At 54.6% G+C, this 13,458-nt stretch carries 2 protein-coding genes and 1 pseudogene; 1 reads left to right on the top strand and 2 read right to left on the bottom strand.

From position 1 onward, the window contains the following. Positions 1–8 precede the first annotated feature (8 nt). Both DS901_RS12280 and DS901_RS12275 read right to left on the bottom strand, forming a co-directional pair. Positions 9–1,433 carry a DNA cytosine methyltransferase gene (locus tag DS901_RS12280; protein WP_113777224.1) on the bottom strand — a complete coding sequence of 475 codons (1,425 nt, stop codon included), beginning with the start codon at positions 1,431–1,433 and terminating at the stop codon, positions 9–11. A 288-nt stretch (positions 1,434–1,721) separates the two neighbouring features. Continuing rightward, positions 1,722–1,943 (bottom strand): annotated as a pseudogene (locus tag DS901_RS12275) (transposase); the annotation flags it as partial. An 870-nt stretch (positions 1,944–2,813) separates the two neighbouring features. On the opposite strand from DS901_RS12275, the gene DS901_RS12270 reads away from it, so the two are divergent. Beyond that, complete coding sequence (locus tag DS901_RS12270; RefSeq protein ID WP_181820855.1) at positions 2,814–13,457, top strand: DUF7507 domain-containing protein; 10,644 nt, start codon at positions 2,814–2,816, stop codon at positions 13,455–13,457. The last annotated feature ends 1 nt before the right edge of the window (position 13,458 follow it).

Here is a 13,458-nt window from a genome sequence, read left to right as displayed (position 1 = left end):
GTTCGGGCTTACCGCTTACCAACGGCTTCGTCCAAGATGCCTCGGAAATGCTCGCCTACCTTCTGGGCCAGTCCAACGGGAACGGCATTTCCGATCTGGGTATACTTCGGCACTTCGCGATCGAAATTGCCTTCGAGGGGATTTCCCGCACGACGAATTCCGCCGGTCGTGCGCTTGCCTGCGAACCGGTACCAGTCCGGGAAAAGCTGGAGCCGGGCCCATTCGCGTACTGTAAGTATCCGGGGCTGGCAGTAGTGCACGTAATCATCGGGTAAAGACGTCGCCGTCATGTTTGGTTCCTTGTTGCCCCAGTGCGGCGGCAGCACCCGCTGCGAGAACTTCCGGGTTTTGTAATGATCCGGGATTTCGCCATTGTTGGCGAGCATGTGGTCGAACTTGTCGACTACTTCCCACTTGTGCTTGGAATATTCCTGCTCCGTTAGATGCACGCGACCATTAGGCTCCCAAGGTGGTGGGGTACGCAACTGCTTCTGGATGGCCGTGCGAGCAGGGCGGGGATAGCTCTTGGTCTCGAACTTGCCGGGAGAGAACCGGCTAGAGCGCAAAATGTCGGTCACGCCGGAGTCCTCTAGGTCGCCCAGCAGATCCTTCAGGTGCGGAAAGGTGTTTGACTGACCGGCAGGCAGGAAGCCGCATTTCACTGCATCTTCCTCGTCGGCGCTTGGGTTCAGGGAAGAGGAGGCATCAAGGATATCCTTGCGGATTCCAACCAGCAAAACACGAGGGCGGTTCTGCGGTACGCCGTAGTCTTTCGCGTACACGAGTGACCACCTTACCTCGTAGCCGGGTATCTTCCGAAACTCTGCTTTCACGTCCGGCCAAATGTGATCGCCGCCCTCACGTGTCCACTTCGCGTTTAACAATCCCCTCACGTTCTCGAAGAGGAAGATCCGGGGGCGCAGACGACGGATGATCTGTGCCATCCGGCCATAGAGTACGTTCGAGGGGATTTCCTTGCGATCAACCGCATAAGAGCGGCGGATGCCGATGCCAGAGTAACCTTGGCAAGGCGGACCACCGGCGAGAACATCGAGCGTACTACCACCGCCGTTCGTTGCTGTCGCGGTATCAAGGTGGAAGTCGACCTCAGGCATGGAGGACAAGTCAGATAGGAGCTGCTCCAAGCGGGGGCCTTGTAGCTCGTGGGCGTCGTTGCACCGAAGGTTTTCGTTATCTGAAAACCTCTCGCCACCAAGCTCATGGTGGCGATTATTGAGGTAGGTCTGTATGGCATCCTTGTCGAGCTCGTTCACAAATACGGGTGTAAACTGGGCGTTCTCAAAACCCATGGACAAGCCGCCGCACCCAGCGAAGAGATCGACCATGGTATAGAGGTTCGTCTTGGCCAGTTTCGTTTCGCCCTGACGTACATCTGGTTCCTGGTGCAGATTCTCCGTAACCGATTGTAACATCTGTGTTTCCCCTACCAAGCCGTTGGTTGGCGCTTTCGTAGCACATCTCGTGGGCGGGGTCCAGGGAGACTCTACAGGCGGGTGGATTTATCCGTAGGTCCTAGGTGGTAAATTTTCTGGATTAGTTGGAATGTCTGGACCTGTCGCGCTTTCGTGCCGCCCCAAGTGCTCGTTTAAGCCACCCCTTCACGTTGCGCAGGTGCAGCAAACACAGCCCGAACCCTCAGGTCTTGCGGACGTCTATCAATCCGACCAGCAGATCAGCGATCTCCTCGTTCTCACCCTTTAGCTGGCGTTGTCCAACATCTGTTCGGCCAACAGCTTCTTCAACTTGCCGTTCTCATCTTCCAATGCCCGCAACCGCTTCGCATCAGAAGGCTCCATACCGCCATACTTCGATTTATATTTGTAGAACGTTGCCGAGCTGATCCCGTGCCGCCGACACACATCAGCGGTCTTCGTACCAGCTTCCTGTTCCTTGATTATCGATATGATTTGTTCGTCCGTAAATCATGCCTTCATTTGTCCGTCCTTTTGTTGGGCGGACTCTACACAAATCTGGAGGAGTTTTAGGGGCTCAGGTCATTCGACGCGAACGGCCCAATCCGGACCTTCATGCATCGCGCAGAGAACGGCAGGTTTGAGCCCATTGTGTTAGTTGGGTTTGTATGCCGCGCGTGCACGCAGCACGAAAATTGTGGTTCGCAAAAAATTCTCGTGCTGCCATGCAGCGGCATAACCAGTCATTCGAGCATTCTGCAGCGAAATCGGATCGGCAAATTCACAGGTTGCTGACAAGGCTGCTGTTGGCAACCAAATTTTGAAGGTTCGCGGATTGCGATGTAGCAGCCCGATTCCAGGCCGTATCCCATTTGCCACAAGCGATGCGAATGCTCTTCCCCAAGGTGATTGCCTTTGTATCAAGAATGGAGAATGCGCGCGAGGCGTCAGACATCTTGCGGACAAGATAGGCGCCCCAAAGAGACGTCTATCGGGTTCGCTGTCGCGAACCTCATTGAGGAAGTCTTTTGTAGGTAGCCGTGCCAAACCTGAGACCGATTAGTTCGCCCGAAAACAAGAAATAGTCACAAAATGCCCATTCTGAGATCGAAGCTAGATAACTTCCCGTCCAAAAATCTTCAAAAAATGTTTCGTTTACTCCAAGAACTCATCGGTTGCTCAAATTTCTGCCACATTTGTCAAATAGAAAATTTTTTACATGTTTAGATTGAATATGGTAAATAAAATTAAATTTATAGTTGGTATTTCTGGTGAGGCGATGCTTTTAGTTGTTTTCAAGCGATTATTTAGCACCTTTCAATGCGCACTTGGTGGGCGCAACTCGCTGAATATGCGTGCTATGCACGCTGGGAAAACAATATGAAATTTATGAGAGCCGAAATCACTTGGTTTGCCAGCTTGCTTTTGGCGGTGCTTGTCAGCGTCTGGGGGCAAGAAGCTTCTGCGCAATCGGGCCCCGCATTTAGCTGCTCCGGCCCGTCGACCGAGATTTATCAAGTGCAATCTGGTCAGTTGCGCATATTTGATCCGCTCACATCGTCATATGAAAATGTGGGGACCAATCAGGGGTCCTACAACGCGACAGGTTATAATATCCAAGATAACTATGCCTACGGGTCGCAGGGGTCGAATATCATCCGCATTGCGGCAGATGGGTCTACAGAAGTCGTCTTTAACGGGGTTTCGGGTAGTTATTCCGGTGATGTCGATTATGATAACAATTATTGGCTGCGAACCAACAATACCACTTACCGGCGTATTGATCTGGCGACTGGCGTAGTCACAATTGTTTCATTCACGGGTCTAGGTGGCGGGCCAGCCGACATCGCGTATATTGAGTATGGGGGCGGTGGCTATCTGATCGGTTTCTCAAGCACCACCATGTATCGCTACAATATTTCAGATGGAACGAAAGAGAATATTAGCATTACGGGTGGCCTGCCTAGCGGCGGTTTCGGGGCGACTTGGACTGACCTGAATGGTCGCCTATTTACGTTTAACAACAATACCGGCGAGATTTGGGAAATTTTCGACTATGATACCGGCAGCCCCTCTGCCGTATTTGTGGCGCAGGCTGATGCGTCGGGCAATAACGATGGATTTTCCTGTCCTCTGGCATCATTCCCAAACCTTCCACCTTTGGCCTTCGATGATGACTATACCACGCCGGTGAATGTGGACGTCGTCGACAACGTTATTACGAACAATGACAATGGCATCGATAACGACCCAGAAGGCGGCGCTGTTACGCTTAACACAACGCCCGTTACTGACCCTGCAAATGGCACGGTTGTCCTGAATCCCGACGGATCGTTCACTTATACGCCCGACGAGAATTTCATCGGTACCGACACGTTTGTCTATGAAATCGAGGATGAGACGGGGCTGACCGCGCAGGCGACCGTTACGATCACGATCGAAGGCACGATCGCGTTCTCTCTCGCTAAATCCCAAACCTCGGTTCCCAATCTGGCGACGACGGCTGGTCAGGTTCTGACCTATGAGGTCGATGTTGTGAACACGGGGGACATTCCGTTGACGGATGTCGCGGTCGAAGATACCGCCCCCGACGGTACCGTTGTTACGTTGACTGGTCCGGTTGAGGCAGGTGCGACACCAGAAGTGCCGGGTCAGTTGGATATTGGTGAAACATGGACCTATTCCTATGACTACATCGTCACGCAGGATGACATTGATGCGGGTGTCCCACTTGTAAACAGTGTGACCGGGACGACGGATGAAACGGGTGCGACCGAAGAAACCGACAGTGCTTCAACCCCTGTCAGTCAAACCATCGACTATACGTTGACCAAGACGGTCGATGATCTGGATTTGTCCGAACCCGGTCTGTTGACCTACGAAATTGTCGTCACCAACACAGGTAACGTGACGCTGACAGATGCCGCATTGACCGATACGTTGGCACAAAGTGGTGGCGCGCTGACGTTGACCAGTGGTCCGACCTTGTCAGGCGATACCGATACAGACGGCGATTTGGATGTGGGCGAGGTTTGGGCCTATGCCGCGACATTTGATGCCACCCAAGCCGAAATCGACGACACCGGCGATATCGTCAACACCGCAAATTTCACAACCACCGAGGCTGGCGACGGAACAACCACTGCGACAACGACAATAGATGCAGCCCCAGCGATGACAGTGGAGAAGGTTGCGGATGAGGCCGCGCTGTCCGCGCCGGGTACAATTGCTTACACGATCACCATCAGCAATGACGGCAACGTGTCACTGACCGGCGTCAATGTTATCGATGACTTGGTCCAAGATGCTAGCACATTGGCATTGACCACAGCGTTGGACCTGTCCGGAGATTTGGACGGCGACCTTGAAATCGACGTGGATGAAGTCTGGACCTACACCGCAACATTTGACGCGACCCAAGCCGAAATTGATGATGGCAATGACATCGTCAACACGGTGACCGTGGAAACCAACGAACTGCCCGATGACAGTGATTTTGCGACCACTACGATTACTCAAGACCCGTCCTTTACCTTCGCTAAGACCGTAGATCAGGCCGAACTGTCTGCGACGGGGACGTTGCGCTATGAAGTTGCTGTGGTGAATGACGGGAACGTCACGATGACGGGCATCACCTTTACCGACACGATTACCCAAGGTGGCGCGACATTGACGCCTATTGCACCGGGTCCTGTTTTGACTGGTGACACAGATGGCGACGGCGACTTGGATGTGGGCGAAAGCTGGCTTTATGTCATCACGTTGGATGTCGAACAGGCGCAGATTGATGATGGTAATCCGATCATCAACAACGCGAGCTTTGATCCCGATGAACTGCCTGCGCAAACTGATACGGCCGAAACGACCATAACTCAAACCGATGCGCTTGGATTGTCCAAAGCGGTGGCGACCGGACAACCGACCAGCTTTTCAACCGTCGGCGATACGATTGATTTCACCTTTGTTGTTGAAAATACCGGGAATACCACGCGCCCCGGATCAATTCTGATCAATGATCTGGATATTGATCCTTTGAACCCGTTGGTTTGCCAAACAGGTGATTTGGCCCCGATGGCCACCGCCACTTGCACGTTCACATGGACCGCAGAACAGGATGATCTGGATGCCGGGTCATTCACGAATAGTGCTACGGCAGAAGATGATGATGGCGTAACGTCCGATGCACAACAAGCGACAGTAACAGCCGTACAATCGCCGGCGATCAATATTGAAAAAGAACTGACTGGCACGTTGCCGAACTTTCAGTCGGGTGAGACGCTGAATTACACGTTTTTTGTCACAAACACCGGGAACGTGACGTTGCCCGCACCTATCGATGTGACTGATCCTTTGGTGACCAATGTGTCATGTGGTGCCGTACCAACCGGGGGGCTGCCCCCGTTGGTGACTGGTGACCCTTTGACGACAGCGAATTCGATAACCTGCAGCGGGTCTTATGTTATTTCGACGGCTGATGTCGATGTGGGCAGCATCGTCAATGTCGCAACAGTGTCGGCCACGTTTGATGGTGCAGCGGTTGAGGATCAAAGCGAGGCGATTTTCCCGGTTGATGCTGCACCAGCGCTTGCTTTGGACAAGGCGACTGATCCGGCAGTTGCGAGCTTTGCCGCACTTGGCGATACGATCACCTACACCTACACCGTGACCAATCAACAACCAGTCGGCACCCCCGGGGTTGAGATTACGCAACCGATTATCATTGACGATGACAGGCTTGATGCGCCGCTGACATGTTTTGCGGCTACAGGCGGTGATACCTTGCCTGTGGGGGCGTCTGTGACCTGTGAGGCGGAATACACTGTCACCCAACAGGATTTGGATGCCGAAAGTGTGACGAATACGGCGACAGCAAATTCCACTTACACAAACGGCGACGGCGACACCGCCACGGTCATTTCGCCACCCGATAGTGTGACTGTCACCGCAGATATCACCCCGGCGCTAACAGTGGAAAAAACGGTAGATGCAGGCGCACCTGATCCTGCCGAAGAAGGCGCCAGCATTCCCTATACAATCGTGGCGACAAATACCGGTGAGCAAACGCTGAATAACGTGGCGATCACGGACCCGCAATTGGGTGCGCTGACCTGCGCACCGACACCGGCACCCGTGACTTTGGCCCCGGATGAGGCGCTGACCTGCACGGGCAGTTACCTGGTTACGCAGGATGATATCGACGACCAGACAGTTGGCGACGCGATGACAGCGGTTTTCACGAACACGGCGACCGCTACAGCCAACGACCCGTTTGGTGTCGCATTGGACCCCGTCAGCGATGATGCTGATCATCCTCTTGATCCTGCATTACCTGAATTGACGATCCTGAAAGAGTTGATCCCCGATCCTGCAGCTGATCCAGCTTACGAGAATGTGGGCGATGTGTTGCGTTTCCGCATGACGGTGACAAACACTGGCAACACGACGATCAACGCGATTGAAGTGACCGACAGCCTTGTTGCGGGCACCTGCGACATTGCCACATTGGCCCCTGGCGATCAGGACCTGACCTGTCTTTTCGATTACGTCGTTGAACAATCCGATATTGATGCGGGCGAAGTCCTAAATACCGGCATAGTCACAGGGCAACCCGCAAATCCCGGTGCGGACCCTGTCGAGAATACGGATGACTTTACCTCACCCGGTCCGCTGCAAACGCCGTCGCTTGAGGTCGTCAAAGCGGGCACGCTTGATCTTGGCGCCGATGGCATTGCCACTGTCGGCGACACCATCACTTATGAAATTACCGTCACAAACACAGGCAACGTTACGATCACAGATACGGTTGTTGAAGATGAGGTGGTTGAACCACTGACCTATGCCGCCGCCGATGACGCCGATGGGAACAGCACCATCGATACGCTTGCGCCCGGCGATAGTGCCGTGGTGACAGCAACCTATACGCTTGATCAGGACGACATCGATCTGGGCACGGTCACAAACACTGCAGCGGCGACAGGCAGCGATCCGAACGGTGACGACGTTATGGACACCTCTGACAGTGCCGACCCCAACGATGGTGCCGGGGATGACGACCCGACGGTTACGGACATCCCGCGCACGCCTGGTATGATAATCGAAAAGACAGCGTCAGCTGATTTGGATGTCGTTGAAGGCACCATTCTGACCTACACTTATGACGTCACAAATATGGGCAACGTGACGCTAGAAGACATTACACTGGTGGATGAACATGTCTCTGCCTCGGGCGTTGCGTTTCTGGACTTTTCACCCGGTGGAAATGTTGTTGATACCTTGCTGCCCGGCGAAATGGCGACCCTCACGGCGACATATACCGTCACGCAGGATGATATCGATGCAGGCGCCGATCTCACGAACACCGTCACGGCGACTTCGACCGGACCCGCAGGCACAACGGGACCTACAGCGACTGATGACGAGGTGGTTGATCTTGCGGATCGCACACCTGGGATCGAGATCGAAAAGTTAGTTTCCGAGGATACCGACGTCACTGTTGGGACTGAGCTGACATATACCTACAACGTCGAAAATACGGGCAACGTGACGCTGGAAAATGTGACGTTGGATGACCAACACGCTTCGGCGACAGGTACATCTGCGCTGACCATCGCGCCAAACGCTGGTGTTATCGCAACCCTTGCGCCCGACGAAATCGTGACGTTGACGGCGACTTATATCGTCACACAAGAGGACATCGATGCGGGTACGGACCTGACCAATGTGGTCACGGTCACGACCGAAAGTCCCGATGGCACGACCCCGCCGACAGACAGTGATAATGCGGTTGTTGATCTCGCGGACAGCGCGCCCGGCATCGAAGCAATAAAAACGGTCCAAAGCCAAACTGGCAGCGCTGAAGGCGACCAGATCGTCTTTGAAATTGTGGTCGCAAACACTGGGAACGTGACGCTGGATGCGGTCACACTGACGGATACGTTGCGCCGTGCCGACGGCACCCCGATTACCCCTGTGCCCGCACCTGTTTGGGATACGGTCGATGATGGCGACGCGGGCGTTTTGGATGTGGGAGAGGATTGGGTTTATACCGTCACCTATGCCCTAACCCAAGATGACATTGATGCAGGCGGCATCACCAACTCTGTTTTGGTTGAGGCGGACAGCCCCGATGACACTTCGGTCACGGATGTTTCCGACAATGGCACCGGTGACGGCGATGACCCGACACCTGTTTTGATCCCGGCGGAACCATCACTGGAAACTGTCAAGGTGATCACCTCGACGACCACAGAATTGGGCGGCACAGTTCGGTTTGACATCACTGTGGCCAACACTGGCAATGTCACTTTGTCAGATGTTGCGATCGCCAGTGATGAACTGACACGCAACGATGCTGCAGCGACGCCTCTCACCTTGACTGGTCTCACATTTACAGGTGCTGACGATGGGTCTGGCGAAGGCACATTGCAGGTTGGCGAAACGGCAACCTACAGCGCGTCTTACGTTTTGACCCAAGACGACATCGACGCGGGCGGTATCACGAATACCGCCACTGCGACCGGAACCCCGCCGATTGGCCTGCCTGTGACGGATGTGTCTGATGATGACGGCGCGGGGGCTGACCCAACCGTCTTGGATATCGCACCTGTGCCCACGATCTTGCTCGACAAGCGTTTGGCAGATGGGTTTGGCCCGTCTTTTGACGCGGATGAAGAGGTTCTTACCTTTGAGTTCGAGATCACGAACACGGGTAACATCACCCTTTCACCGCCCTATGACATCGCGGACCCGCTGATCACCGATCAGGGTGGGACGATCACTTGCCCGGCGACAGATATCGCGCCCGACGCGTCAATTATCTGTACGGGCGATTATGAGACGACACAGGAAGATGTCGATAACGGCGGTTTCACCAATGCCGCAACAGCAACAGTGGGCGATGCTGCACCTGTGTCGGGTGACGTGACTGTGTCAGCCGTCCAAACGCCAGCACTTGCCTTGGTGAAAGAGGCCCCGTCGGTTGAACCTGTGGATTTCGTGACCGGGCTGGTCGTGACGTACACGTTCACGTCGACCAATACGGGCAACACGACGCTGACCGATGCGATCACCATCGACGATGCGCTTTTTGATGCCGCAGATTACAATTGTCCTGTGTTTCCGGCTGACGGGCTAGCACCGGGTGATACGTATATCTGTACCGCGGATTATGCGATCACGTCGGATGACGTGGCGCTGGCTGTTGTGGTTAACAATGCGACGGCGTCTTCCGGCGATATTGATTCCGAAGTTGCCTCTGAGACGATTCCCAATGACGGCGAACCTGCCCTGCAAATCGAAAAGACGCTGTTCCAAGCCAACCAACCCGACGGCACTGATAGCGGCACACTGACCTTCGACGAAGAAGGCGATCAGCTGGTCTATCAGTTCGAGATCACCAATGCAGGCGATATTGCCTTTGCCCGCGATGTCGAAGTGTTTGACACGCTGTTTGCCGATCCGATTGCTTGTTTCGTGCCGTCGGTTGATGACCCAGAGCTTGCAAGCATGGAATCCGTGACCTGCGAGGCGACCTATGTCGTCACCCAAGATGACGTCGATGCCGGCGAAGTTCTGAACGAAGCTTTTGCGCGCACCGAATTTGGCAGCATCCCGACTATCGTTCTGTCTGAACCTGACGATGTCACTGTTGAAGCGACCCAAGATCCCGGTGTGACGATCCTGAAAGAAGTTGATGCACTGACCTATGCGGCTGTTGGAGATACGTTGACCTATGACATCGCTGTCACCAACACAGGCAACCAGACCCTGACCAATGTGGTCGTGGATGATCCGTTGTTCCCAACTTTGGCTTGCGATATCGACACATTGCCTGTGGGTGGCGAACTGATCTGTTCCGGCAGCTACACCATTGAACAAAGCGATATCGACAATGGTTCAATCACCAATGTGGCCACGGCTACGGGTGTGGCCCCTGATGGCAACGCGATAGCGCCACAGGACGGCACTGCGACGTCAACCGGACCGGTTGTTACTCCAACGCTTGATCTTGAGAAAATTGCGAACCCTGATCCGTTTGGTGATCTGGACAGTGATCTAACCTTTGTCTTCCAAGTGACAAACACCAGCATCTACACGATCTCGGACATCACGGTGACGGATGTCCTGACAAACGGGGCGGGCACGTTTAGTTGTGATGTGGGAACCCTTTTGCCGGGTGAAATCAGCAATGCCTGTTCCGTCGCGGTCACTGTGACGCAAGAGGATATCGACGCAGGCGAGATCGTGAACACCGCCACCGCCGATGGGATCGCGCCCGGCGATATTCCGGTGACGATTGATGATACCGTCACCGTAGCTGGGCCCGATCAAGAACCCGGGATCGCGCTAACCAAAACGGCAGAGGTGCCTGCAACGACGTTGGGCAGCCTTGTCACCTTTACGTTCATAGCAGAAAATACGGGCAATGTGTCATTGAGCGGCGTCAATATAGCGGATGATCTCAGCCGGAATGATGGCACGCCGCTTGACCTGACGACCCCTGTGACCTTGCAGGAAACAGGCGGCTTTGCCACGGGCGATGTGGATACAGATGGGTTGTTGGATCCCGGCGAGATCTGGACCTACCAGTCGACATACGAGATCACCCAAGACGACATCAACGCAGGCGGCTTTGCGAATACAGCGACCGTTTTTTCTCAACCACCCGGCGGCGGAAATGTCTTTGACGTGTCCGACGATGGCAATGACGGGGACGGTAATACAACCGACGATCCGACCGAAGTGGTCATTGATACGGTTCCTGTTTTGGATGTTGAAAAGGTGATCACCCAAACGGCGTTGGCTGTTGGTGAAACGGTGATCTTTGAAATTCGTGCAGCAAACCGCGGCAACGTCGATTTGTTTAACGTCGTCCCCAGCGATGCGCTCACGCGATCAGACGGAACGGACCTTAGCGGCGATATCACTGGGCCAGGCCGGACAGCGAACCCATTGGACAACAATGATACGACCCTTGATCCGGGCGAGGTTTGGACATGGGATGTGTCCTATACGTTGACGCAGGATGATATCGATGCGGGTGGTATCTCAAACACTGCGCTGATTGCGACCCAAGACGTAGATGGCAATCCGGTTGAGGATACATCAGACAACGGCGATGACGGTGACGGCAATACGACCGATGATCCGACAACGCTGACGTTCCCCCCGACACCCGGTCTTGATGTCACCAAGGTCGTCACCAGTGTGGGAACGCTGGCTGGCGAAAACGTTGTCTTTACCATCACAGCGGAGAATACCGGCAACGTCACCCTGTCAGATGTCACGTTGGAAGACACAATGACCAATGCAGATGGCACGCCGCTTGCTCCGCTGGATATCGTGGTGTCTGGCCTTGTCGATGGCCTGCTGCCGCCAACCGAGACGGTCACTTACACCGTCACATATGAGATGACGCAGGCCGATATTGATAGCGGTGCGATCACCAACACCGCGACGGTGAGCAGCGTCTCACCAACTGGCGGGCCCGTGTCCGATGTTTCGGACAATGGTGACGATGCAGATGGCAACACGACGGATGATCCAACCGTGGCGACAATCGTGCAAACGCCCGAAGCCATTGCTACGAAAGAGGCCGACGTTCCGACCCGACTGAGCGCTGATATTTTCGAGGTCACGTTTACAATGACCCTAGAAAACACCGGAAACGTCACCCTGACGAATTTGGTGATCGAGGATGATCTGACCGCTTTTGTCGCCCCTGCGACGTTGGTAGGTGTGGATACACCTGTTGTGTCGGGCTTTGATGTTGGCATCGCGAATGCTGGTTATGACGGCACAGGCAATATCCAACTGGTGGCTGATGGCGCAGAACTTGCCCCCGACAGCATTGGCACGATCTTGTTGACAGTGCGCTATGATGCGGCGGCAGGTTCGCCAGCTGGCGAAAATACAATATCGGCAGTGTCCGACGAACTTGTCTTGGCGGCCGAGGCCAGCACGGGCGTATTGGCGAGCATCGATCCTGACATTCTTGCAACCAAGACGGCAAGTCCGGCCAATGCGCAATTGGGTGACACGATCACTTACACACTGCGGTTCGAAAATGGGCTGACAACAATCGAGTCCGCAGTCAGCTTTGTAGATACTTTGCCTGATGGCATGGTCTATACCCCTGATACGGCTGTGGTCACGGGCGGTCCTGATAACGAACCCATCGTTGCTGGAAACACACTGACGTGGGGGCCGGTTGATATGGACCCTGCCGGTGTTGTCGAAATAACCTATCAGGTGCGCATGGTGGGCGGATCACCGGGCGAATACGTCAACACGGCGATTGCCATTGGGCCAGATGGGCAAGTTCTGTCGAACGTCGCCTCGGCCATTGTGACCCGGCGTCCTGAAGCCGTATTCGAATGTACCGATATCATCGGCAAGGTCTTCGACGATCGGAACATGAATGGTTATCAAGACGGCTTGACCGAGGATCGTGGGGTTTCTGACCAGTCCTATGAGGGCGGCAAGTTCGGCGTATTGTCAGAGGTAACACCCGACGGCGAACCGGGCATACCGAATGTCCGCTTGTCGACGCCAAACGGGACGTTGATTACGACTGATGAATTTGGTCGCTACTCGGTTCCATGTGCAGCCTTGCCTGCGGATATCGGATCGAATTTCTTCTTGAAGCTGGACACGCGGACACTGCCAACAGGCTATTTTGTAACGACTGAAAACCCACGGGTCGTACGCATGACACCCGGCACGATGAGCCGTTTGAACTTTGGCGCAACCCTCGGCACTTTGGTCGAAATCGATCTGATGGCGCCAGCATTTGCCCAAGGCGGTGCTGCCCCATCGCAAGCGTTGGCACAATATACAGACCGTTTGATCGATCGCATCCAATCCACGCCGTCTGTTGTGCGACTGACTTACTACCGCGCCGCCGAGAGCCAGCGCACAGCAAACGCGCGGCTTGACGCGCTTGAAGACCTGATCCGCGACCGTTGGAACGGGCAAGGCAGATATCGCCTGACCATTGAGCGAATTGTCCGGAGGACACAGTAAC

Source organism: Loktanella sp. D2R18 (genome assembly GCF_003318235.1).
Lineage (GTDB): Bacteria > Pseudomonadota > Alphaproteobacteria > Rhodobacterales > Rhodobacteraceae > Yoonia.
Note: the sequence above shows the minus strand (reverse complement) of the source record. Positions and strands in the feature narration are given on the sequence as shown.